This window comes from Burkholderia sp. HI4860 (assembly GCF_002223045.2).
GTDB lineage: Bacteria > Pseudomonadota > Gammaproteobacteria > Burkholderiales > Burkholderiaceae > Burkholderia.
The window spans coordinates 81,332-106,323 of the sequence record NZ_NKFO02000005.1 but is presented as its reverse complement, the minus strand read 5'-3'; the positions used below and the strand labels follow the sequence as shown (position 1 = coordinate 106,323).

The following is a 24,992-nucleotide window of genomic DNA, read 5'->3' as shown; positions in this document are numbered from 1 at the left end:
TCAATCTTTTTTTGGTTGGTAGGGCATGACAAATTATCCACTTCTTTTTTCCTCGTTTGCCCTTGTTGGTGTTATGGCATATTTAATGCTGATATTGACTGAGCGAGTGGTGGATTTTGTTCGAGCCAGTAAAATGTGGGGCGCGTATCTTAGAATCGTTTTCGGAATAAATATGGCGAAAGTAAAGGATGAAACGATTTTTAAGATGGTTAAATTCAATGGATTTATCGCTCTTATTATGGCGGTGGTTTTGGGGTGGGGAGTGATGTCGAAATTATTTGCAAAATAATTGACTTTATCTCCGCGGCAGATTTTCCTCGCCTTCGTACCCGCTTGACGCGTCGAGATTGAGTATCGCGACGCGCTCCTCAATCTCGACTGGCCGCTCATCTGCAGGCTTACCTCCAGTGAGCGAAACGATCATTGTGAAACCGGGCTGTAATTTGGAACGAAGAAACAGGCTGGCAAAACTTCCGAGGGAACGACGGTCGGCCCACTACGGCGCACCGGGCCGCTGCGTCATGGCGCCAAGTGAAGCCCCGCTCAGCGGCCGGCACCCGCCCCCACTGCCTGCCATTGCGCGGCCACGCCGGCGTAATCCCGGACCTTGAACGCGGAGCCGTCCTTGACGTGGACCCAGCCGAGCGTGCGCTCGGCGAGCGGCTTGTCGTGGTCGTCCGTCGCGATCTTGACGATCGCCTGCGCACGCACATGGACGAGACCGTCCGGATAGTCGGACGACGGGTTCGCGAGCGTCACCGTCACGAACGGCCCGAGATCCTGCAGCAGTCGAGCGGCCGGCGGATTGTCGGCCATCAGCAACGAACCGCCCTTCACGCGGTCGTCGACGCGAATGGCCGTGCCGCCCGGCCGCCGCTGCGCAGCGGTCGGCTGCGACATCCACAGCACGTGATCCGGGTTGAGATAGACCACATCGGGGTCGCCCATCGCGTCGCGGGTTTCAATCCGGGGTATCGGCATGCAGAGTCTCCAGTCGAATAGCGGGCACCGGTGCCGGTGCGTCGGCATCCATGATGATGCCGCAATATGTCGGCTTGCCGCGTGCATGGCGGCGAATGACGCGACCACGCCAGGCCCGATGGAGGCGCGCCGAGCACGTTACTGGCACGTTACGGTTTCCCCGGTGCGCCGACGTCGTCGAGCGGCGGTTGAAACCGCTTCACGCCAACGCGACCCGCAGCCCAGCAGCCCCGCCTACCCTCGCCACGTCGCGTCCGCGAGCTTCGCCACCAACTCGTCGTACACGACCCGAATGCGCCGGGGCATCGGTCCGCGTCGCGGCCGATAGACGTGCAGCTTCCACGGCTCGGGCTCGAGGCCGGGCAGCAGCCGCACGAGGCGCCCCTTGTCGACGTACGGCCGGACGAGGTACTCGGAGCACTGCCCCAGCCCCACCCCCGCACAGATGGCCTCGATCTCCACCTCGGTATCGTCGGTCAGATACGCGGGCGACGACGGGACGAACTGCTGCTCTCCCCGAAACATCCACGGCCACGCGCGGCCGCTCGCGCGATCGATCAGGCACGTGACCGGCATCGATTCGAGTTCCTTGCGATTTTTGGGCTCGCCCAGCCGCCGGATCAGCGACGGCGCGCCGACGATCCACATCGGCAACGGCCCGACCATCCGCGCGACGAAGCGGTTGTCGCCGATCGCCCCGACGCGCACGCCGATGTCGATCTGCTCGTCGACCACCGGCGACGGCACGTCCGATAGCCGCAAGTCGGGCACGAGCCCCGGATACCGCTGCATGAGATCGCTCAGGATCGGTTGCACGTAACGACGCCCCATGCCCGACGGCGCCGTGATCCGCACGACGCCCACCGGCTCGTCGGGCTGGCCGTTCGCGGGGCCGAACAGCCCGTCGACGGCAGCCAGCGCCGTCTGCGCGTCACGCGCGAACGCCTGCCCGAACGCGGTGATCCGGATGCTCCGGGTCGTCCGGTGAAACAGCGTTTCGCCGAGCATCTCCTCCAGTTCGCGCACCGCGCGCGTCACGACCTGCGGCGACACGCCCAGGCGCGCCGCCGCCTCGCGGAACGTGGGCGCCGCGGCGGCCGCGGCAAAGATCTTCAGGATGTCGAGTCGGTTGAGCATGGAGAACCCTCGTGGCACGCACATGCGGCAGCGCCTTTCATTCCCGAAAGGGGAATTCTGAATGCGCCATTGTTCCATTTTTTTACGACCGGCGAGCGACCACAATGCTCATCAAGCGTGCATCGCAACCGATTCAACTCAGCCCCATGCGCCGCTTTCATCCCTCACTCTGGAGAATCTCATCATGAACGCAAGCACGAAACCGGGCCAACTCGACGGCCGCATCGCCGTGGTAACGGGCGCCAGCTCCGGCATCGGCCGCGCGTCCGCGATCGAACTCGCGCGTCGCGGCGCCAAGGTCGTCGTCTCCGCGCGGCGCAAGCCCGAACTCGATCGACTGGTCGACGAAATCGTGACCGCCGGCGGCGACGCCAAAGCCTTCGTCGCGGACGTCGCGAACGAAGACGATCTGCGCAAGCTGTTCGATTTCACGGTAGCGACCTACGGACGCCTCGACATCGCGTTCAACAACGCCGGCACGGAAGGCGTGTTCGCGCCGCTGCTCGAGCAGGATGCCGAGCGGTTCGACAAGGTGTTCGAACCGAACGTGCGCGGGGTATTCAATTCGATGAAGTACGCCGCTGAAATCATGCTGCGTCAAGGGTCGGGCAGCATCATCAACAATGCGTCGATGGGCGGGCTGATCGGCTTCGAGAATGCGTCGGTCTATATCGCGAGCAAGCACGCGGTGATCGGGATGACGAAGACGGCGTCGATCGAATGGTTCAAACGCGGCGTGCGCGTGAACGCGCTGTGCCCGGGGTTGATCGAAACGCCGTTCCATCATCGCGGCATCTGGCCGTCGGACGACGCGCAACAGGCGTTCGCCGCATCGACGCCGGCAGGACGCTGGGGCTCGGCCGAGGAGATGGCGACGATCGTCGCGTTCCTCGCGTCGGACGACTCCAGCTACGTGTCAGGGCATGCGCTCGTGGCCGACGGCGGTTATTCGGTGGCATGACGGGCAACGCGCGAGGCCGGGCCGTGGCGGCGTGCGTCACATGCCGCATGCCGCACGCTGCCACCGGGCGTCGGCTAGGCCACCGCCTGCCTCGCGTGCAGCCGCAGTGCCAGCCACGCGATCCCGACCGCCACCGCGCCGACCACGCCGCCGAACGTGCCGATCCACGGCAGCCCGAAGTCGCCGGCGATATGGTTGCCGATCAGCGCGCCCGCGCCAATGCCGACGTTGTACAGCCCGGAGAAGATCGACACCGCGAGGTCGGTTCCCTCCGGCGCCAGCTTCAGCACCCATGCCTGCATCGCCAGCCCGAAGCAGACGATCGCCCCGCCCCAGACCAGCGTATGCACGGACAGCGTGACGATGTTCAGCGCGCACGGGAACAGGATCAGCAGGCACCCCGCCAGCGCGACGATCGACCCGAGCAGGAAATCGTCCGGCCGATGCGGATAGAGGCGGTTGAAGCAGATCGCGGCCGGTATGCCGGCGACGCCGAACAGGATCAGCACATAGGTAATCCGGCTGCTGCTCGCGTGGTTCACGCTCTGGACGAACGGCTCGATGTACGTGTAAGACGTGAAATGCGCGGACACGACGAGCACGGTAATCGCGTACAGCGCCACCAGCGCGGGCTTGCGCAGGAACACGCCGATGCTGCTGAGCGACCCGGCGCCCTGGCTCGGCGATACCGGCAACGTCGCACGCAGCAGCACCAGCGCGACGGCCGCCGCGCCGGCGATGATCAGGAACGTGACGCGCCAGCCGAACGTCTCGCCGACCACGCGCCCGAGCGGAATGCCGGCCACCATCGCGATCGCCGTGCCCATCGCCAGCAGGCTGAGCGCGCGGCTTTTCCGGTCGCTCGGCGCGAGCCGCACGGCCAGCGGCACGGAAATCGACCAGAACACCGCATGCGCGCACGCGATGCCCAGCCGGCCGACCATCAGCACCGCGAAATTCCATGCGACACCGGTCACGACGTGGCTCGCGATGAACCCCAGCAACGCCCACGTGAGCAGCTTGCGACGCTCGACATGGCGCGTGGCCAGTGTCAGCGGCAACGACACGACGGCCACGGCCCACGCGTAGATCGTCAGCATCAGGCCGACGTCGGTCGGCGGCATGTGCAGGCTGTCGCCGATCGCGCTGAGCAGCGCGACAGGCACGAATTCGGTGGTATTGAAGATGAAGGCGGTGAGTGCCAGGGTCAGGACACCCCACCACGAATGCTTGGAACTGACGGCGTCCGGTGTAGCCATACCTGGAATCGGCGAGACGAGGGTTGGGGGCGCGCGGTGCGGAGAGCCCGGCCCGGCGATCGCCGCGATTGTACCAGCGGCACATGACACGACACGGCGCGGGGTGGCGTGGCGTCGCGTCGGTGGGCCGCGGGACATGGTCACGACACGGCCGTGCGCCGATAATGTGCCGATACGCTTCTCACGACCCGTTTGCACGCGCCCCTTTCGATCCAGGAGGTACACATGCGCATTGAAACGTCTTTTCTGTTCGATCTCGACGGCACGCTCGTCGACAGCGTCTACCAGCACGTCCTCGCGTGGAAGGAAGCGCTCGATGCGGAAGGCATCGAATTGTCGGTGTGGCGCATCCATCGCAAGATCGGCATGAGCGGCGGCCTGTTCCTGAATCAGCTGCTGCGCGAGACGTCGGGCGACCTCGACGCCGAGCGCGTCGAGCGGCTGGCGCGCCTCCATGCGGCCGCGTACCAGCGGCTGCGCGCGCAGGTCCGGCCGCTGCCGGGGGCGCGCGAGCTGCTGGCCGCGCTGTCGTCGGCGGGCATCCGCTGGGCGATCGCGACCAGCGGGCGGATGGAGACGGCCGCCATCAACCTGGAGGCGCTCGGCGTCGATCCGGCGAAGCAGGTGGTGGTGACGCGCGACCAGGTCAAGTACGCGAAGCCCGATCCCGACCTGTTCCTGACGGCCTCCGCGCAACTGAACGTGCCGATCGAACACACGGTCGTGGTGGGCGACAGCATCTGGGACATGCTCGCCGCCGCCCGCTGCCGTTCGCTCGGCGTCGGGCTGCTGTCGGGTGGCTACGGCAGCGACGAACTCGAACGCGCGGGCGCGCTGCGCGTGTACGACGATCCGGCCGATCTGCTGTGGCATCTCGACGAGATAGCGGCCCGGCCCTGAAACGCGTGCTTCGCCGACGGCGCCTGCACCGGCGCGCCGTCGGTTTGGTCAGGTCGAGAACGACCACCGGCCACCCCTGCGCGGAACCGGCCCGCGGCCGCCGCGCGGTTCAATCGTCGTCAACGCGCTTGTCGATCAGATAACGGCCCCGCTCGACGCCCGCGAGCAGCGCTTCGTTCTCGGTCGTCCAGGTGGGGCCATCGGCCGCCGCCGACGCGCCCAGCTCGATGCGCTCGCCGCCCACATACACCTGCACCTCGTCACGCCACGCGCCGCTGTCGTTGCGCCGCGCCCACACGCGGATCTCGTGCCCGCGATACGGGTCCCGAATCTGTGCGTCCTGTTGATTTTGCACGGTGGCCTCCTTGTACCTATCTGCGATGGCGATGCAAATAATACGCGCCGCATGCGCGCCGCGCGCCCCGTCGGCCCCATACGCACGCGCCGTGCCCGACACCCGCCCGCTGGCACGCGGTTTGCGCGCCGGTCGCGCACCGAACCGCCGCGGCATGCCGCGCGAGCCCGCGAAGCGGTTCCTCAAGCAACCGGACGACGATCCGCGCACCGACGCCTTCCCTCGCTCCCGCGACCCGGCTCGCGGATCGAACGTCCCGACCCTTCGCGAAGGAGCCTCGTGTGAATCAAACGACCGATCTGCTCTCCTATCTCGTGACGAGCCAACTGGCCGCGCGCATGCGGTCCGGTGCCTGGCTCACGACCGGTCAGCTCGTCGACGTGCAGCGGATGTGGCTCGCGTGCCATCGCGCCGAGTGCGGATGGCTTGCGCGGATCAGGATCGCGGACGCGTCCGTGACGATCGCGCAAGGGATCTACGACATCGCGATCGCGAACCGCGATCCCGACAGCGGCGAACGGGTGCGGCTCGACGCCGATTCGCCGGAACTGAACGCGCTGCGCGAACGGTGCGACGCGCTGCTGCAACGGATCGACGGCAGCCGGGACGTCGACGCATGGTGATCGTGCGGGCCGCGCGGCGCCCGTGACGGGCACGCCGCTTGCGCGGTGAGCCCGTTTTGATCCGACGGAGCCGGCCCATGCGAACCGACGCACTCGACGGAAACGATCTCGACTACTGGTGTGCACGCGCGCTGTGCGCCGACGACGAAGACACGCTGCGTTTCACCGCCGTCACGCCGCACCTGGTCGTGACAGCCGCGTGCGACGCACTCAGGCGGCTCGACACGTGTTTCATGCCGTCGGCGTTGTGGTCCGATGCGGGCGCGGTGTTCGACCGTGTCGACGATCTGCGAATCGCACGGCACGGCGACGACGTCGAATGCGACGCGACCTTCGTCGACGTCCCGTCCACCTGCGGCGCACACGGGCGCAATGCGCGCGTGGCGCTGCTGCGGGCGTTCGTGCGCGCACGTTTCGGCGATGAAATCGATGCACCGCCGCCGTTCCCGCACCGGATCGAACATGGTGCGGTGGTGCGGTGCGATCCCGGCGTGCCGCTTCCCGACGCCGATGACGATCGCGCCACGGGCGACAGCACGGATATCCGCTCGGTGCCGCGCATGTAAGTGCATGCAGGTACCCAGCGTTCATGTAAAAACGACAGCCCCCGCCGCCGCGAGCCCCCACCCGCCCTTGTCCCACGGGAAACCATCCGGCAGGCACGCGCGTTGCGGCGAACCGGCGTCATTGACTGCCGCCCCTACGCCCGCGCCATGGACTCCACGCCGCCCTTTTCTCCGCACCTCTACTTCTGCGATGCCCGTCTCGTCGGACCGCTCGACGCATGGCCGCAGACGTTCGCGCACATCGCCGGCATGGGCTTCGATCACGTGCTCGTCGGCGCGTTCTGGGCCGCGAGCGTCGCCGGCTTTCCGCGCCACGTGGCCGATTTCCGGCGTCCGTCGCAAGCGTTCGCGACCCGCGCGAGCGCGCTCGAAACCTTCTCGCGGCTCGCCCAGCTCGCACACGACCACGGGCTGCGCGTGCTGCTCGAAGTCGTGCCGGATCGGGTCGCGCGCGAGAACCCGCTGCGTGCCGAGCATCCGGACTGGTACGTCGAGCGCACGCACGACGACGCGCTGATCGATCCGCGCGGCACCGCGCACGCGCTGGATGTCGCCCACGCGAACCTCGGCGATGAAGCCGCGCGCGACGCGCTGTCCGCGTGGTGGTGCAAGCACCTCGCCGCGTTCGCCGATGCGGGCGCGGCCGGCTTCCTGATCGACGCGCCGCATCATCTGCCGGCCGGCTGGTGGCCCGGCTGGCGCGCGGCGCTGCGCCGTACGCGCCCGGACGCCGCGGTGCTTGCCGGCGTGCCCGGCCATGCGCGCGACGCGCTGGCGCAGCTCGAAGGCGCCGGGTTCGACGCGGTGTTTTCATCGGTGCGCTGGTGGGATCTGCGCGCGCCGTGGTTCGTCGACGAACACCGGCTGCTGCGGCGGATCGGCTCGCCGATCGCGTTTCCCGACGCGTTCGACGGCCCGCGCCTCGCCGACGACTGGCCCGACGCGTCGGATGAACTCGTCGTCCGCGCCTATCGCCGCGCGTTGTGGACCGCTGCCGCCGTCGGCACCGGCTGGCTCGTGCCGATGGGCTTCGAGCGCGGCGTCACGGTGCCACTGATGGCGCGCGACGCCGATACGGCGCGCTACCGCGCCGCGTTCGAGCGCGCACGCTTCGACCTGTCGGGCGCGATCGCCGACGCGAACGCATGGCGCCGCGCCACGCCCGTGGCGGCCGCGCGCGGCGAAATCGTGCAGTTGAGCGCACCCGGCGCACCGGCGACCGCGTTGCTGCGCGGCACCGGGCCGTCGCTCGAGCACGACGAAGCGGCACTGCTGATCGCGTTGAATCCCGATCTCGACGCAGCGGTGACGGTCGACCCCGCGACGATCCTGCCCGGCGTGCCGGGCGGATTCACGCGCGTCGCCACGCAAGACGGCACGCACACCCACCCGCCGGCCGCGCTCGAACCGTTCACGCTCGACCCGGGCGCGTACGCGCTGCTGCACGCGTGGCAGGCGCCGCCCGTCACGACGCGCCGCGACGCCACACGCGAGCGCGGCGCACTGTCCGCGGCGATCGCGGCCGACCGGATCGCGATCGAGCGCGTCGAGCCGTCGGTCGACGGCGGCCGCTTCGCGGTCAAGCGCGTGATCGGCGAGACGCTCGTCGTCCACGCGTCGATCTTCACCGACGGACACGCGCATCTCGCGGCCGCGCTGCAGTGGCGTGCCGCCGGCGACGACGACTGGCGCGAAATCCCGTTCGAAGCCGAACCGAACGACCGCTGGCACGCCCGCGTCGTGCTCGACCGGCTCGGCCGCCATGAATTTCGCGTGATTGCCTGGCGTGACGACTGGGCGTCGCTCGTCCACGATGTCGCGAAGAAGCACGCGGCCGGCCAGGACGTGACGCTCGAACTGCGCGAAGCGCAGCTGCTGCTCGCGACCGCGCTCAAGCTCGCCGATCCGCTCGATGCACGCGCGCGCACGCAGATGAAACGACTCGTCGCCGAGTTCAAGGACGCATCGGCCGACGTGCGGCTCGCGCAGCTCGGCGCGGCGCCGCTCGCCGACGCGTTCGCGGCGCTGCGCTACCGCCCGTTCGTCACGCACGACACGACGACCTTCCCGGTCGACGTCGAGCGCCGCGCGGCACGCTTCTCCAGCTGGTACGAGATGTTTCCGCGCTCGGCGAGCGACGATCCGCACCGGCACGGCACGTTCGACGACGTGATCGCGCACCTGCCGCGCATCCGCGACATGGGTTTCGACGTGCTGTATTTCCCGCCGATCCACCCGATCGGCACGACCGCGCGCAAGGGCCGCAACAACAGCCTGACGGCCGGCCCCGACGACGTCGGCAGCCCGTACGCGATCGGCTCGCCGGACGGCGGCCACACGGCCGTTCATCCGCAGCTCGGCACGCTCGACTCGTTCCGCGCGCTGATCGATGCCGCGCGCGACCATGGGCTCGAAATCGCGCTCGATTTCGCGATCCAGTGCTCGCCCGACCATCCGTGGCTCGCCGCGCATCCGGGCTGGTTCGCGTGGCGGCCCGACGGCTCGCTGCGCTTCGCGGAAAATCCGCCGAAGCGTTACCAGGACATCGTGAACCCCGATTTCTACGCGCCGGATGCGCTGCCCGACCTGTGGCTCGCGCTGCGCGACGCGGTGCTGTTCTGGGTCGACGCGGGCGTGCGGATCTTCCGCGTCGACAATCCGCACACGAAGCCGCTGCCGTTCTGGGCGTGGATGATCGACGACGTGCGCGGCCGGCACCCGGACGTCGTATTCCTGTCCGAAGCGTTCACGCGGCCGGGCATGATGGTCCGGCTCGCGAAAGTCGGCTTCTCGCAGTCGTACACGTACTTCACGTGGCGCGAGTCGAAGCGCGAATTCATCGACTACCTGACCGAGCTGACGACCGGCCCGGTGCGCGAGTTCTTCCGGCCGAACTTCTTCGTCAACACGCCCGACATCAACCCGCGCCACCTGCAGAACGCGCCGCGCACGCAGTTCGTGATCCGCGCGGCGCTCGCGGCGACGCTGGCCGGCGCGTGGGGCATGTACTCGGGCTTCGAGCTCGGCGAATCGGCACCGCTGCCCGACAGCGAGGAATACGCGGACGCGGAGAAGTACGAGCTGCGTGCGCGCGACTGGAGCAAGGCCGCGCATATCGGCGCCGAGGTCGCGCGGCTGAACCGCGCGCGGCGCGCCCACCCGGCGCTGCAGACGCATCTCGGCCTCACGTTCCTCGACGCGGACAACGACTCAGTGCTCGTGTTCATGAAGGCGACGCCGGCGTTCGACAGCGTGGTGGTCGTCGCGATCAGCACCGATCCGTGGCATCCGCAGGTCGCGAACTTCACGCTCGATGCGTCGCTGTGGCGCGGCCTGGGGCTCGTCGACGGCGAACCGCTCGACGCGCTCGAACAGGACGCCACGCATGCGGAAACCTGGCGCGGGCATCGCCAGTACGTCTCGCTCGATCCGCATGTGCGCCCGTATGCAATCTGGCGGCTCACGCCGTCTCCAGGCGCCGCGCGGGCGGCGGCGCACGAACCGGGCGACGCCCGGCCCTCCTCGGGAGCCCATGGATGATGAAACGCGAAGATTCCCTCGACGACGTGCGCCGCGCGCAATTCCCGTCGCTCGCGCCGGCCGGCACCCCGCGCCGGCGCCGCGCACGCCGCCGCGCGCCGGCGCTCTGCGCGGACGATCCGCTGTGGTACAAGGACGCGATCATCTACCAGGTGCACGTGAAGTCGTTCTACGACTCGAACAACGACGGCATCGGCGACTTCCCCGGCCTGATCGCGAAGCTCGACTACATCGCCGAACTCGGCGTCGACACGATCTGGCTGCTGCCGTTCTACCCGTCGCCGCGCCGCGACGACGGCTACGACATCGCCGACTACCGTGGCGTGCATCCCGACTACGGCACGCTGGCCGACGTGCGGCGCTTCATCCGCGAAGCGCATGCGCGCGGCATTCGCGTGATCACCGAGCTGGTGATCAACCACACGTCGGACCAGCATCCGTGGTTCCAGCGCGCGCGCCGCGCGAAGCCCGGTTCCACCCATCGCGACTACTACATGTGGTCGGACACCGACACGAAATACGCGGGCACGCGGATCATCTTCCTCGATACGGAAACGTCGAACTGGGCGCACGACCCGATCGCCGGCCAGTACTACTGGCACCGCTTCTATTCGCACCAGCCGGACCTGAACTTCGACAACCCGGCCGTCGTGCGCGAAGTGATACAGGTGATGCGCTTCTGGCTCGACCTCGGCATCGACGGGCTGCGGCTCGACGCGGTGCCGTATCTCGTCGCGCGGGAAGGCACCAGCAACGAGAACCTGCCCGAGACGCACGCGATCCTGAAGCGGATCCGCGCGACGATCGACGCCGAGTATCCGAACCGGATGCTGCTCGCGGAGGCGAACCAGTGGCCGGAAGACGTGCAGGAATATTTCGGCAACGAGGACGAATGCCACATGGCGTTCCATTTCCCGCTGATGCCGCGCATCTACATGTCGATCGCGAGCGAGGACCGCTTCCCGATCGTCGACATCATGCGGCAGACACCGGAACTCGCGCCGAGCAACCAGTGGGCCGTGTTCCTGCGCAACCACGACGAGCTGACGCTCGAGATGGTGACCGACTCCGAGCGCGACCTGCTGTGGCAGACCTATGCGAGCGACCGGCGCGCGCGGCTGAACCTCGGCATCCGGCGCCGGCTCGCGCCGCTGATGGAGCGCGACCGGCGCCGCATCGAGCTGATCAACTCGCTGCTGCTGTCGATGCCGGGCACGCCGGTGATCTACTACGGCGACGAGCTCGGGATGGGCGACAACATCCACCTCGGCGACCGCGACGGCGTGCGCACGCCGATGCAGTGGTCGTCGGACCGCAACGGCGGCTTCTCGCGCGCCGACCCCGAACAGCTCGTGCTGCCGCCGGTGATGGGCGCGCTGTACGGCTACGACGCGGTCAACGTGGAGGCGCAGACGCGCGACCCGCATTCGCTGCTGAACTGGACGCGCCGCATCCTGTCGACGCGCCGCGCGTCGCAGGCGTTCGGGCGCGGCACGATCCGCTTCCTGCGCCCGGAGAACCGCAAGGTACTCGCGTACCTGCGCGAGCTGGACGGCCACGATCCGGTGCTGTGCGTCGCGAACCTGTCGCGGGCGTCGCAGGCGGTCGAGCTCGACCTGTCCGAATTCGCGGGCCGCGTGCCGATCGAGATGACGTCCGATTCGCCGTTTCCGCCGATCGGGCAGCTCACGTACCTGCTGACCTTTCCGCCGTACGGGTTCCTGTGGTTCGTGCTCGCCGAGCACGGCCGCGAACCGTCGTGGCGGCAGCCGCACGCGGAGCCGCTGCCCGAATACGTGACGCTCGTGATGCGGCGCGGCGATGAGCGGCCGGACGTCGAGCAGCTGCACGTGCTCGCCCACGATGCCCTGCCGTCGTGGCTCGCGCGGCGGCGATGGTTCGCGTCGAAGGACCGCGCGATCGGCGCGGCCCGGCTGAACGTCGTCACGCCGGTGCCGGGCGAACCGTTCCAGTATGCGGAGGCCTGGGTCGAATCCGGCGAGACGGGCAACGTCGAACGCTACGTCGTGCCGCTCGCGGCCGCGTGGGGCGGTGAAACCTCGCAGCCGCTGTTCACGCAGCTGGCGCTGGCGCGCGTGCGGCGCGGCCATTCGGTCGGCTACCTGACCGACGCGTTCGCGCTGCCGGCGTTCGCGCACGGGATGCTGCGCAAGCTGCGCGACGGCGCGACGGTGCCGACCACCGACGGCGGCCGGCTCGCGTTCCTGCCGGAAGACGCGCTCGCCGCACTCGATCCCGGCGACGACGCCGAAGTGCGCTGGCTCGCGGCCGAGCAGAGCAACAGCTCGCTCGTGATCGGCGACGCGATCGTGCTGAAGCTGGTGCGCAAGGTCGCGCACGGCGTGCATCCGGAAGCGGAAATGAGCCGGCACCTCACGCGGATCGGCTACCCGAACACCGCGACGCTCGCGGGCGAAGTCGTGCACGTCGACCCGGACGGCACGCCGCACACGGTCGCGATCCTGCAGCGCTACGTCGACAACCAGGGCGACGCATGGACGCGCTCGTTCGACTTCCTGCGGCGCGCGGTGGACGAACTCGCGCTGCCGGCCGCCGACGAAGAGGAACACGACGACACGAACGAGGAACCCGACGCGCTGCTCGGCTATGCGGCGTTCGCGGGGATCATCGGCACGCGGCTCGGCCAACTGCACGTCGCGCTCGCGCAGCCGTCCGACGATCCCGCGTTCGCGCCGGAGCCCGCGACGCCCGGCCATGTCGACGGCTGGTGCGCGGACGCGATCGCGTCGTTCGAGCACGCGCTCGACGTGCTGCAGACGCGGCTCGAGGCGCTCGATCCTGCGATGCGCACGGCGGCCGACACGCTGCTCGCGTCGCGCGACGCGGCCGTGCGCGCGCTCGGCGAACTCGTGCCGCGCACGCTCGAAGCGCAGTGCATACGGATCCACGGCGATTTCCATCTGGGCCAGGTGCTCGACGTGCAGGGCGACGCGCTGCTGATCGACTTCGAGGGCGAGCCGGCGCGCCCGCTCGAACACCGCCGCGCGAAATCGCATCCGCTGCGCGACGTGGCCGGCCTGCTGCGTTCGCTGTCGTACGTGAGCGCGACCGCGCAATTCGCGATCGAGAAGGCGCCGCCGCAGGCGGCCGGCCGCAAGCGCGCACTGTTCGACCGCTTCGGGCAGGCCGCCGCCGACCGCTTCGTCGATTGCTATCGCACGGCCGCCGAGCAGGCGCCCGCGCGTTTCGTCGACCCGCGCTACGCCGATCGCCTGCTCGCGCTGTTCCTGATCGACAAGGCGTCGTACGAGCTGTGCTACGAAGCCGCGAACCGGCCCGACTGGCTGAGCGTGCCGGTCGGCGGGCTCGCCGCGCTGGTCGAACGGCTGCTCGATGACGGCGGCGCATCCGACGACGGAGGCCCACGATGACTGACACGCTGTTCGAACGATCCGACATCGAGGCGCTGCTCGCCGGCCGTCATCCCGATCCGTTCGCGTGCCTCGGCCCGCACGGGCAGGCCGGCGAGGTCGTCGTGCGCGCGCTGCTGCCCGGCGCGACAAGCGTGCATGCGCTGTCGCCGGAAGGCGCCGAACTCGGCACGCTCGAATGCGTCGATCGCGCCGGCTGCTTCGCGGGAACGATCCCGCGCAACGGCGGCGCGCCGCACTACCTGCTCGCGATCGACTGGCCCAACGCGCGGCAGGTGATCGACGATGCGTATGCGTTCGGCACGCTGCTCGACGACGCCGTGCTCGCCCGCTTCTCCGCCGGCGACCCGGCCGCCGTGCTCGACTGCCTCGGCGCCGTGCCCGCGCGCATCGACGACACCGACGGCGTGCGCTTCGCGGTCTGGGCGCCGAACGCGCAGCGCGTGTCGGTGGTGGGCGACTTCAACGGCTGGGACGGCCGCCGCCATCCGATGCGGCTGCGGCGGCCGTCGGGCGTGTGGGAGCTGTTCGTGCCGGGCATCGGCGCGGGCGAATGCTACAAGTACGAGGTGCGCGCGGCCGACGGGCGCGTGCTGCCGCACAAGGCCGATCCCTGCGCGCGCGCGACCGAGGCGCCGCCGCGCACGGCGTCGGTCGTCGCCGACGTCGCGGCGCTCGACGCGTTCGCATGGCACGACGACGGCTGGATGCACGCGCGGCCGCACACCGACCGCTACCGCGTGCCGTGGTCGATCTACGAGGTGCATGCGGAATCGTGGCTACGGGTGCCCGAGGAGATGAACCGCAGCGCGACCTGGGACGAACTCGCCGAGCGGCTGATTCCGTACGTGAAGGGAATGGGCTTCACGCACGTCGAGTTCATGCCGATCGCCGAATACCCGTTCGGCGGCTCGTGGGGCTACCAGCCGCTCGCGCAGTTCGCGCCGTCCGCGCGCTTCGGGCCGGTCGACGGCTTCGCGCGCTTCGTCGACCGCGCACATGCGGCCGGCATCGGCGTGCTGGTCGACTGGGTGCCCGCGCACTTCCCCGACGATCCGCACGGCCTCGCGCAGTTCGACGGCACCGCGCTGTACGAGCACGCCGACCCGCGCGAAGGGCTGCATCCCGACTGGCACACCTGCGTGTTCAACGTCGGGCGCAGCGAAGTCGGCGCCTTCCTCGTCGCCTCGGCGCTCGCGTGGGCGCGCCGGTATCACGTCGACGGCATCCGCGTCGACGCGGTCGCGTCGATGCTGTACCGCGACTATTCGCGCGCGGAAGGCGAATGGGTGCCGAACGTGCACGGCGGCCGCGAGAACCTCGAATCGGTCGCGTTCCTGCGCATGCTGAACGACACGCTGCACGGTGCGGCCGCGCCGGCCGGGGTCGTCACCATCGCGGAGGAATCGACCGCCTGGCCGGGCGTCACCGCGCCGACCGGCGACGGCGGGCTCGGCTTCGACTTCAAGTGGAACATGGGCTGGATGCACGACACGCTCGCGTATCTGCGCGAGGATCCGGTACATCGCCGCTATCACCACGACCGGATGACGTTCGGGCTCGTGTACGCGTTCTCCGAGCGCTTCGTGCTGCCGCTGTCGCACGACGAGGTCGTGCACGGCAAGGGCTCGCTCGTCGCGAAGATGCCGGGCGACGCGTGGCAGCGGCTCGCGACGCTGCGTGCGTACTTCGGCTTCATGTGGGCGCATCCCGGCAAGAAGCTGCTGTTCATGGGCAGCGAATTCGCGCAATGGGCCGAGTTCGCGCACGACGCGACGCCGCACTGGGACCTGCTCGATGCGCCCGCGCATCGAGGCGTGCAGCGGCTCGTGCGCGACCTGAACCGCACCTATGCGGCCGAGCCGGCGCTGCATGCGCTCGACTGCCACGCGGCCGGCTTCTCCTGGCTGATCGGCGACGACCGCGACAACAGCGTGTTCGCGTTCGCGCGGCGCGACGACGCGGGGCATCTCGTCGTCGCGGTCTGCAACTTCACGCCCGTGCCGCGCGCCGGTTATCGCATCGGGCTGCCCGCGCCCGGCCACTGGCGCGAACTGATGAACACCGATGCCGCGCCGTACGGCGGCACCAACGCCGGCAACGACGGCGCCGTGTGGGCCGAAGCCGTGCCCTCGCACGGCGAAGCGTGGTCGGCCACCCTGCGCCTGCCGCCGCTCGCGACGCTGTGGCTGCGCCCCATCTGAATGCTTGCGCCCTCGACACGGAGATCCCCCGCATGCCGACTGCCCTGCCCACCCGTCTCGAATCCGGCCGCAGCTACCCGCTCGGCGCGACCTGGGACGGCCTCGGAACCAACTTCGCGGTGTTTTCCGCGCACGCACACCGCATCCAGCTGTGCGTGTTCGATCCGACCGGCCGCAAGGAGCTGGCGCGCCTCGACCTGCCCGAATGCACTGACGAGATCTGGCACGGCTACCTGCCCAACGCGCATCCGGGCACCGTGTACGGGTTTCGCGCGGACGGCCCGTACCAGCCGCAGCACGGCCATCGCTTCAACCCGACCAAGCTGCTGCTCGACCCGTACGCGCGCAAGCTGGTCGGCCAGTTCCGCTGGTCGGACGCGCTGTTCGGCTATCGCCTGCATTCGAACCGCGCGGACCTGTCGATGGACCGGCGCGACTCGGCGCCCGCGATGCCGAAGTGCGTGGTGGTCGACGAGGCGTTCGACTGGAGCACCGACCGGCGCCCGCGCGTGTCGTGGCGCAACACGGTGATCTACGAGACCCACGTGCGCGGCGCGTCGATGCGGCGTGCCGGATTGCGCCCGCCCGAGCGCGGCACGTTCTCGGCGTTCGCGCATCCGGCGTTCATCGATCACCTGCTGTCGATCGGCGTGACGACGGTCGAGCTGCTGCCCGTCCACGCGTTCCTGCAGCAGCGCGCGCTCGTGAACCGCGGGCTGCGCAACTACTGGGGCTACGACACAGCCGCATTCTTCGCGCCGGAGCCCGCGTATCTCGCGACGCGCCGGCTCGACGAGATGCGCATCGCGATCCGCCAGCTGCATGCGGCCGGCATCGAGGTCGTGCTCGACGTCGTCTACAACCATACGTGCGAGGGTAACGAGCTCGGCCCGACGCTGTCGTGGCGCGGCCTCGACAACGCGAGCTACTACCGGCTGATGCCGGACAACCGCCGCTATCATGTCGACGAGACCGGTTGCGGCAACACGCTGAACCTGTCGCATCCGCGTGTCGTGCAGATGGTGATGGATTCGCTGCGCTACTGGGCCACCGCGTTCAACATCGACGGCTTCCGCTTCGACCTCGGCGTGACGCTCGGCCGCGAGGAACACGGCTTCGATCCCGGCGCGGGGTTCTTCGACGCGCTGCGGCAGGATCCGGTGCTCGCGCAGCGCAAGCTGATCACCGAGCCGTGGGATCTCGGGCCCGGCGGCTACCAGCTCGGCCGCCACCCGCCCGGCTTCGCCGAGTGGAACGACCGCTTCCGCGACACCGTGCGGCGCTACTGGCGCGGCGACCCGGGCCAGCGGCCGGAGCTCGCCGCGCGCCTCGCGGGCTCGGCCGACCTGTTCAACCACCAGCGGCGCCATACGTGGGCGTCGGTCAATTTCATCACCGCTCACGACGGCTTCACGCTTGCCGATCTCGCGTCGTATTCGGCGAAACACAACGAAGCCAACGGCGAGGACAACCGCGACGGCCGCGACGACAACTGCAGCGCGAACTGGGGCGTCGAAGGGCCGACCGACGACGCGGCGATCCGTGACGTGCGCGCCCGCGTCGCGCGCTCGATGCTCGCGACGCTGTTCACCGCGCTCGGCACGCCGATGCTGGTGGCCGGCGACGAGTTCGGCCGCACGCAGCACGGCAACAACAACGCGTACTGCCAGGACAACGAGCTGTCGTGGCTCGACTGGGATCAGGCGCGCGGCGACGAAGCGGTGACGCTGATGCGCTTCGTGTCGCGGCTTGCCGCGCTGCGGCGTATGTACCCGGTGATGTCCACGCCGCGCTATCCGTCGGGCGACCGCGAAGCGGCGCCGGGCATGGCGGAGATCGGCTGGTTCGACGAGCACGGCGACCCGATGACCGTGCCCGCGTGGCAGGACCACGAGCGCCGTGCGCTGACGATGCGGCGCGTCGGCACGGGCCGCACCGGGCGCACCGAGGCGCTGCTCGTGATGCTGAACGCGTCGTCCGAGACGGTCGTGTTCGCGCCGCCCGCGCCGGCGCTCGACTATCGCGTGCTGGTCGACACGGCCACGCCCGACGCCGGCCCGCGCTCGTGGCCGGCCGACGGCCTCGACGTCGCCGCGCACGCGGCCGCGATCGCGGTGGCCGCCGTGCCGCCCGACCTGTCTCCGGGAGACCCGACATGAGATCACGCCCCGCCCGTCCATCGGGTTCGCATGCGTTCGACACGTCGTTCGGCGCGACCTGCTTCGAGCCCGACCGCACGCGCTTCCGGCTGTGGGCGCCCGCGAGCCGCACGGCCGCCGTCGAAATCGAAGGCGAAAACCGGCCCGCCATCCCGATGACCGCGATGGGCGACGGCTGGTTCGAGGCCGTCGTGCCGTGCGGCCCCGGGACGCTGTATCGCTACCGGCTCGACGGCGATCTCGCGGTGCCCGATCCCGCGTCGCGCTTCCAGCCCGGCGGCGTGGACGGCCCGAGCCAGGTCGTCGATCCGGCTGCGTACCGCTGGCGCCACGACACGTGGCGCGGCCGCCCGTGGCACGAGACGGTGCTGTACGAGCTGCACATCGGCGCATGCGGCGGCCACGCGAGCGTCGAGCGGCGGCTGCCGGAGATCGCCGCGCTCGGCGTGACCGCGATCGAGCTGATGCCCGTCAACACGTTTCCCGGCGCGCGCAACTGGGGTTACGACGGCGTGCTGCCGTTCGCGCCCGATCCGTCGTACGGACGGCCCGAGGAACTGAAGGCGCTGATCGATGCCGCGCACGGGCTCGGGCTGCAGGTGTTGCTCGACGTCGTCTACAACCACTTCGGCCCGGAAGGCAACCTGCTGCCGCGCTACGCGCCTGCGTTCTTCCGCGCGGACCGGCAGACGGCGTGGGGGCCGGCAATCGACTTTTCGCGCGAACAGACGAGCGCGTTCTTCATCGAGAACGCGCTGTACTGGCTCGACGAATTCCGTTTCGACGGGCTGCGCATCGATGCCGCGCACGCGATCGACGACGACGCGTGGCTGCGCGAACTCGCGCGCCGCGTGCGCGCGACCGCGGGCGACACGCGCCATGTGCATCTCGTGCTCGAGAACGAGCGCAACGCGGCGAGCCTGCTCGGGCCCGGCGGTTTCGACGCGCAATGGAACGACGATTTCCACAACAGCGCGCACGTGCTGCTGACCGGCGAGCGCGACGGCTACTACCGCGCGTACGCCGACGCGCCGCTGCACCGTCTCGCGCGCACGCTAGGCGAAGGCTTCGCGTACCAGGGCGAGCCGTCGCCGCTGCACGACGGCGCCCCGCGCGGCGAACCGAGCGCGCACCTGCCGCCGACCGCGTTCGTCGCGTTCCTGCAAAACCACGACCAGGTCGGCAACCGCGCGTTCGGCGAACGGCTGCGCACGCTCGCGAACGAAGACGCGGTGCGCGCGGCGACCGCGCTGCTGCTGCTTGCGCCGTCGATTCCGCTGCTGTTCATGGGCGAGGAAGACGGCAGCACGCAGCCGTTCCAGTTCTTCACCGACTATCGCGGCGCGCTCGCCGACGCGGTGCGCGAGGGCCGGCGCCGCGAATTCGCGGCTTTTCCGGCGTTCACCGATGCCGCGCATCGCGACGCGATTCCCGATCCGAACGACATCGCGACGTTCGTGCGTTCGACGCTGCACGGCAGCAGCGACGCAACCACGCCCGACACCGACGCTTGGCGGCGCTTCTACCGCAGCGCACTGACCGTGCGTGCGGCACTCGTGACGCCGAACCTGCCCGGCGCCCGCGCGCTCGGCGTCGACCTGCTCGCGGGCGACGGCGACCCGCAGGCGCTTGCCGCGCGCTGGCGCCTCGGCGACGGCAGCACGCTGACGATCGCGTTGAACCTCGGCGCGCACGACGCAGTGCTGCCCGCGCTGCCGGTCGGCAAGATCGTGTTCGAGACGCCGCCACGTGCACGCGACCGGCTGCGCGACCTGCGGCTGCCGCCCCGCGCGTGCATCGCGTGGCGCGACGGCGAGGTCAACCACGATGCGCGGCAGCACCGCCTGAATGGGCAGGGACGATCATGACTTCCGACGTGTCGATCACCGAACTCGCGCGCGCGGCCGGCCTGGAATCCGACTGGACCGATGCGGGCGGCATCGCGCGGCGGGTGGACGATGACGCCCTCGTCGCGCTCGTCGACGCGCTCGGCTGGCCGTGCGGCACGGCGACCCAGCGAGTGGAAAGCGCCGCCGCGCTCGCCGACGCGAACGCGGCGCCCCCGCGCATCGTCACCGGCGACGCCGGCGTGCCGCTGACCCTGCCGGCCGCGATCGCCCCGCCCGGCGCGCGCTTCCGGATCACGCTCGAAGCAGGCGGGCACGTCGACGGCCGCGTGGGCGGCGAAGGCGAACACGGCACGCTGCCGCCGCTCGCGGTCCCCGGCTATCACGCGCTCGACGTCGGCGACCAGCGCATCGGGCTCACGATCGCGCCGCCGCGCCCGCAACCGGTCGACCCGCGCGCGGCGGACGCGGGCGGCCGCTGGGGCATCGCGGCGCAGCTCTACAGCCTGCGCCGCGACGGCGACGACGGCGCGGGCGACTACACCGCGCTGGCGCGGCTGGCCGCGCATGCGGCACGGCACGGCGCGCAGGCGGTGGCGATCAGCCCGACGCACGCCGGCTTTCCGGCGCTGCCCGCGCACGACAGCCCGTATTCGCCGTCTTCGCGGCGCTGGCACAACGTCGCCTATCTCGACTGCGACGCGGTGCCGGGCGCCGCGGCCGTGCAGCACGCAACCGGCGCCGCGGCCGACGCGCCGCTGATCGACTGGCCGCACGTGCTGCCGCTGAAACTGCGGCGACTGCGGGCGTGCTTCGACGCGTGGCGCGCCGGCGACGACCCGTCGCGTGACGCATTCCAGCGGTTTCGCGCCGCGGGCGGGGCTGCGCTCGATGCGCATGCGCGTTTCGACGCGTTGCAGGCATTCTGCTTCGAGCACGGGGCGGGCGTCGACTGGCGGAAATGGCCGGCGCCGTGGCGCGAACCGGGCTCGGCGGAAGTCGACGCGTTCGCGCACGCCCATGCCGACACGGTCGCGTTCCACACGTACCTGCAATGGTGCGCGTCGCGCGCGCTCGGCGACGCGCAGCACGCGGCACGCGGCGCGGGCATGGCCACCGGGCTGATCGCCGATCTCGCGGTCGGCTCCGATCGCGCCGGCAGCGACGCGTGGGCGCACGGCGCGACGCTGCTGCGCGGCGTGTCGCTCGGGGCGCCGCCCGACCTGTTCAATGCGGCCGGCCAGGCGTGGGGCGTGACGACCTGGACGCCCGCCGCGCTGCGTGCGCAAGGCTTCGTGCCGTTCGTCGAGCTGTTGCGCGCGGCGTTCGCGCATGCGGGCGGCATCCGCATCGATCACGTGCTCGGCTTCGCGCGGATGTGGATCGTGCCGGACGGCGGCTCGCCGCGCGACGGCGCCTACCTGCGCTATCCGGTCGACGATCTCGTGCGGCTCGTCGCGCTCGAGGCGGCCCGTCATCGCGCGCTCGCGATCGGCGAGGATCTCGGCACGGTGCCGGCCGGCTTCCGCGAACGGCTCGGCGCGCAGGGCATCGCCGGGATGCGCGTGCTGTGGTTCGAGCGCGACGCCGGCGGCGCCTTCCGGCCGCCGTCGGCATGGGATCGCGACGCGATCGCGATGACGTCGACGCACGATCTGCCGACCGTGGCCGGCTGGTGGCGCGGGGTCGATCTGGCCTGGCGGCGGATCGCGGCCGAGGCGGCGCAGCAGTCCGACGACGGGGAGGCGCGCAACGCGGCGCCGCGTGCGCGGGCGGACGAGACGAGCGAGCGCGAGCAGGACGACACCGAGCCACGCGCGGCCACCTCGGCCAACACCACGCCGCCCCCGGAAGCCGGCCCCGCCACCCCGCCGCCCGCCGTCGCTCCCGACGTCGTCGCCGAACATGCCGCGCGCGCCACCGAACGCGCGGCGCTGTGGCGCGCGTTGCAGGAAGCAGGCTGCGCGCCGGCCGGCACCGCTGCCCCGCAGGCCGACGCGCCGCCGGTCGCCGAGATACTCGCGTACGTCGCGCGCAGCCCGTCGCCGCTCGCGATCCTGCCGCTCGAGGACCTGCTCGGGCTGGACACGCAGCCGAACCTGCCGGGGCCGCCCTGCGGGCACCCGAACTGGCGGCAGCGCCTGCCGCGCGCGATCGACACGCTGTTCGACGCCGACGTGCGCGAGCGCATCGCGGCCGTGGTGCGCGCACGCGGTTCGCGGGAGCCCGGCCCATGACGCCGCGCGCGACGCTGCGACTTCAGCTGCATGCGGGCTTCACGTTCGACGACGCGGCCGCGCACGCCGGCTATTTCGCGCGGCTCGGCGTGAGCCACCTGTACCTGTCGCCGATCGCGACGGCCGAACCCGGTTCGCGGCACGGCTACGACACCGTCGATTACGGCACGCTCAACCCCGAGCTCGGCGGCGAAGCCGGTTTCGTCCGGCTCGTCGATGCGCTGCGCGCGCACGGCCTGGGCGTGATCGTCGACATCGTGCCGAACCACATGGGCGTGGGCGGCTCGTCGAACGGCTGGTGGAACGACGTGCTCGAATGGGGCCCCGCTAGCCCGTACGCGCACCATTTCGACATCGACTGGCATCCGCCCGACGCGACGCTCGACGGCAAGGTGCTGCTGCCCTGCCTCGGCACGCCGTACGGGGAAGCGCTCGCCGCCGGCGACATCACGCTCGACGCCGATCCGGCCACCGGGCGCTTCTTCGTGTCGTGCCCCGGGCGACGCCTGCCGGTGGCCGCCGCCACCTACGCGGAGCTCCTGCGCATCGCGAACCGTGCGGACCTGAACGCGCTCGCCGAGCGCTTCGACGCGGCGCCGCCGCGCGACAGCACGCGGCTGGCCGCCGCGCATGCGGCACTGCGCGATCACGCGGCCGCGCACGGCCCGCATGCGCTCGACGCGGTGCTGCGCGGCGCCGATCCGCGCCGCGCGCGCTCCCGTGCCTGCCTGCACCGGCTGCTCGAACGCCAGCACTACCGGCTCGCGTGGTGGCGCACGGCCGCCGACGAGCTGAACTGGCGGCGCTTCTTCGACATCGCGACGCTCGCGGCCGTCCGCGTCGACGACGATGCGGTGTTCGATGCCGTCCATGCGCTGCCGCTGCGGCTGCATGCGGCCGGCTACATCGACGGCCTGCGCGCCGATCACGTCGACGGCCTCGCCGATCCGCGCGCGTATGGCCGGCGGCTGCATCAGCGGCTTGCCGCGCAACGCGACGCGCGGCCGTACATCGTCGTCGAGAAGATCCTCGCGCCCGGCGAAACGCTGCGCGACGACTGGGCCGTCGCCGGCACGACCGGCTACGACTTCATGAACGACGTCGGCGCGCTGCTGCACGATCCGGCCGGCGCCGCGCCGCTCGCCGCGCACTGGGCCGACGTGTCGGGTTCGTCGCGCACCTTTGCGCAGGAAGCGCTCGACGGCAAGCGGCGCGTGCTGATGCGCCAGCTCGCCGTCGAGCATGCGCGCGCCGCGCGGGCGTTGCACCGCGTGGCGCGGGCGGCGCCCGCGACGCGCGACGTCAGCCGGATCGCGATTCGGCGCGTACTGGGGGAACTCGCGGTGCAGTTGCCCGTGTACCGGATGTATCCCGTGCAGGACGAAGAACCCGCCGACGCCGACCGTCGCGTGCTCGCGCAGGCGTACGAACGGGCGGTCGATGCCGTCGATCCTGCCGACCGGTTCGCACTCGATCACGTCGCCACCTGGCTCGGGTGGCCGGTCGTACGCGTGCCGCGCGCGGACGCCGCCGCGCTGCACGCAGCGCGCGTCGCGTTCGCGCAGCTCACCGCGCCGCTGGCCGCGAAGGGTGTCGAGGATACGGCCCACTACCGTTACGGCCGGCTTCTGTCGCGCAACGAAGTCGGCGCCGACGCGGGCGACTTCAGCCTGTCGCGCGGCGCGTTCCATGCGCGCAACCGGCGCCGCGCGCGCACCGTGCCGCACGGGCTCGTCGCCACCGCCACGCACGACCACAAGCGCGGCGAGGATGCGCGTGCGCGGCTGGCCGTGCTCAGCGAAATGCCCGACGCGTGGCGCGCGGTGTCGCTCGACTGGTCCGCGCTCAACCGGCCGCATCGCGGCGGCGCGCATCGCGACCTCGCATGGGCGCCGGGGCCGGCCGCCGAGGCGATGCTGTACCAGACGCTCGTCGGCTGCTGGCCGCCCGAACTCTCGCCCGACGATGCGGCGGGGCGCGCGGCGCTCACCGAACGCGTCGTGCAGTGGCAGACGAAAGCGCTGCGCGAGGCGAAGCTTCACACCGACTGGCTCGCGCCCGATCTACGCTACGAGCGCGAATGCGAAGCGTTCGTCCGCGCGATCCTGAAGCCGCGCGGCCCGGGCGACTTCGCCCATCGGCTGCATGCGTTCGTCGCGCGGATCGCGCCGGCCGGCGTCGTCAACAGCCTGACGCAGGCCGTGCTGCGGATGGCTTCGCCCGGCGTGCCCGACCTGTATCAAGGATCCGAATCATGGGACCACTCGCTCGTCGATCCGGACAACCGCCGCGACGTGCCGTTCGCGGCGCTCGCGGCCGAGCGGGTCGACGCGCCGGTCGCGTCGTATCTGGCGACGTGGCCCGATGCGCGCGTGAAGCGTGCGCTGGTCGAGCGCATGCTGGCGCTGCGCGCGCGATGGCCGGCGACGTTCGCGGATGGCGCATATGTGCCGCTGCGCGTACGCGGCCCGCTCGGGCGTCATGCGGTCGCGTTCGCGCGGTGCAGCGACGAGGCCACCGTGGTGGTGGTCGCGACACGGCTTGCGGGCCGATTGCTCGGTGAAGCACCGGAATTGCCGCGCGTGGAACCCGCGCAATGGGGCGATACGGCGGTCGTGCTGCCGCGCGATATCGACGGGCCGTGGGTGGATGGGCTGAATGCGGGAGATGCGATCGACGTGCCGGGAGGGTTGATCAAGCTCGGTGACTGGCTGGCCGCGCAACCGGTTGCCGTGCTGGTGGCTGCGCGTCCAACGAGCGAATCGTGATCGTCCAGCGCACGCGCGTTTCCGGCGGATGAAATTCCGGGA

The 24,992-nt window shown here is 70.6% G+C and carries 16 protein-coding genes; 12 read left to right on the top strand and 4 right to left on the bottom strand.

All coding sequences use genetic code 11. The features are described 5' to 3' along the window. The first annotated feature begins 25 nt into the window (after window positions 1-25). Window positions 26-289: a hypothetical protein gene (locus CFB34_RS34545; protein ID WP_143329557.1), complete on the top strand. Its 264-nt coding sequence runs from the start codon at window positions 26-28 to the stop codon at window positions 287-289. A 254-nt stretch (window positions 290-543) separates the two neighbouring features. Here the strand turns inward: CFB34_RS34545 and CFB34_RS34540 are convergent, their stop codons facing one another. Together CFB34_RS34540 and CFB34_RS34535 are read right to left on the bottom strand one after the other, a co-directional pair. Next, window positions 544-981 (bottom strand): hypothetical protein, encoded by a 438-nt coding sequence (locus CFB34_RS34540; protein ID WP_143329556.1) that lies wholly within the window; start codon window positions 979-981, stop codon window positions 544-546. Between the two features lie 234 nt (window positions 982-1,215). Beyond that, the gene (locus CFB34_RS34535; protein WP_089444172.1) at window positions 1,216-2,118 is read right to left on the bottom strand and encodes a LysR family transcriptional regulator; all 903 of its coding nucleotides are present in this window, start codon (window positions 2,116-2,118) and stop codon (window positions 1,216-1,218) included. 184 nt (window positions 2,119-2,302) lie between these two features. Here CFB34_RS34535 and CFB34_RS34530 point away from each other — a divergent pair, with 184 nt between their 5' ends. Next, window positions 2,303-3,079, top strand: a complete 777-nt coding sequence (locus CFB34_RS34530) for a glucose 1-dehydrogenase (protein WP_089444171.1) — start codon at window positions 2,303-2,305, stop codon at window positions 3,077-3,079. A gap of 74 nt (window positions 3,080-3,153) precedes the next feature. Here CFB34_RS34530 and CFB34_RS34525 read toward each other — a convergent pair whose 3' ends face one another. Further along, window positions 3,154-4,338: a sugar transporter gene (locus CFB34_RS34525; protein WP_089444170.1), complete on the bottom strand. Its 1,185-nt coding sequence runs from the start codon at window positions 4,336-4,338 to the stop codon at window positions 3,154-3,156. Between the two features lie 225 nt (window positions 4,339-4,563). Between CFB34_RS34525 and CFB34_RS34520 the strand changes: the two genes are divergently transcribed. Continuing rightward, complete coding sequence (locus CFB34_RS34520; RefSeq protein ID WP_089444169.1) at window positions 4,564-5,238, top strand: HAD family hydrolase; 675 nt, start codon at window positions 4,564-4,566, stop codon at window positions 5,236-5,238. A 109-nt stretch (window positions 5,239-5,347) separates the two neighbouring features. On the opposite strand, the gene CFB34_RS34515 is transcribed toward CFB34_RS34520, so the two are convergent. After that, window positions 5,348-5,593 carry a DUF6566 family protein gene (locus tag CFB34_RS34515; RefSeq protein ID WP_089444216.1) on the bottom strand — a complete coding sequence of 82 codons (246 nt, stop codon included), beginning with the start codon at window positions 5,591-5,593 and terminating at the stop codon, window positions 5,348-5,350. A 338-nt stretch (window positions 5,594-5,931) separates the two neighbouring features. Between CFB34_RS34515 and CFB34_RS34510 the strand changes: the two genes are divergently transcribed. From CFB34_RS34510 to treY, 9 genes are all read left to right on the top strand, one after another. After that, window positions 5,932-6,216 carry a hypothetical protein gene (locus CFB34_RS34510; protein WP_089444215.1) on the top strand — a complete coding sequence of 95 codons (285 nt, stop codon included), beginning with the start codon at window positions 5,932-5,934 and terminating at the stop codon, window positions 6,214-6,216. Window positions 6,217-6,293: 77 nt separating this feature from the next. Beyond that, window positions 6,294-6,782, top strand: a complete 489-nt coding sequence (locus CFB34_RS34505) for a phage protein NinX family protein (protein WP_089444168.1) — start codon at window positions 6,294-6,296, stop codon at window positions 6,780-6,782. Between the two features lie 147 nt (window positions 6,783-6,929). After that, window positions 6,930-10,322, top strand: coding sequence for a maltotransferase domain-containing protein (locus tag CFB34_RS34500; protein WP_089444167.1), 3,393 nt, complete (start codon window positions 6,930-6,932; stop codon window positions 10,320-10,322). Next, window positions 10,322-13,735 carry a maltose alpha-D-glucosyltransferase gene (gene treS / locus CFB34_RS34495; RefSeq protein ID WP_089444166.1) on the top strand — a complete coding sequence of 1,138 codons (3,414 nt, stop codon included), beginning with the start codon at window positions 10,322-10,324 and terminating at the stop codon, window positions 13,733-13,735. Before CFB34_RS34500 ends, treS begins: the two co-directional genes overlap by 1 nt. After that, window positions 13,732-15,939, top strand: coding sequence for a 1,4-alpha-glucan branching protein GlgB (gene glgB, locus CFB34_RS34490; protein ID WP_089444165.1), 2,208 nt, complete (start codon window positions 13,732-13,734; stop codon window positions 15,937-15,939). The genes treS and glgB overlap by 4 nt, the downstream gene beginning before the upstream one ends. A 32-nt stretch (window positions 15,940-15,971) precedes the next feature. Beyond that, on the top strand, window positions 15,972-18,098 hold the full coding sequence (gene glgX / locus CFB34_RS34485) for a glycogen debranching protein GlgX (protein WP_089444164.1): 2,127 nt from the start codon (window positions 15,972-15,974) through the stop codon (window positions 18,096-18,098). Continuing rightward, window positions 18,095-19,966, top strand: a complete 1,872-nt coding sequence (gene treZ / locus CFB34_RS34480) for a malto-oligosyltrehalose trehalohydrolase (protein WP_089444163.1) — start codon at window positions 18,095-18,097, stop codon at window positions 19,964-19,966. The genes glgX and treZ overlap by 4 nt, the downstream gene beginning before the upstream one ends. Beyond that, complete coding sequence (gene malQ / locus CFB34_RS34475; RefSeq protein ID WP_089444162.1) at window positions 19,963-22,182, top strand: 4-alpha-glucanotransferase; 2,220 nt, start codon at window positions 19,963-19,965, stop codon at window positions 22,180-22,182. Before treZ ends, malQ begins: the two co-directional genes overlap by 4 nt. Further along, complete coding sequence (gene treY, locus CFB34_RS34470) at window positions 22,179-24,950, top strand: malto-oligosyltrehalose synthase (RefSeq protein ID WP_089444161.1); 2,772 nt, start codon at window positions 22,179-22,181, stop codon at window positions 24,948-24,950. The genes malQ and treY overlap by 4 nt, the downstream gene beginning before the upstream one ends. Window positions 24,951-24,992: the final 42 nt, after the last annotated feature.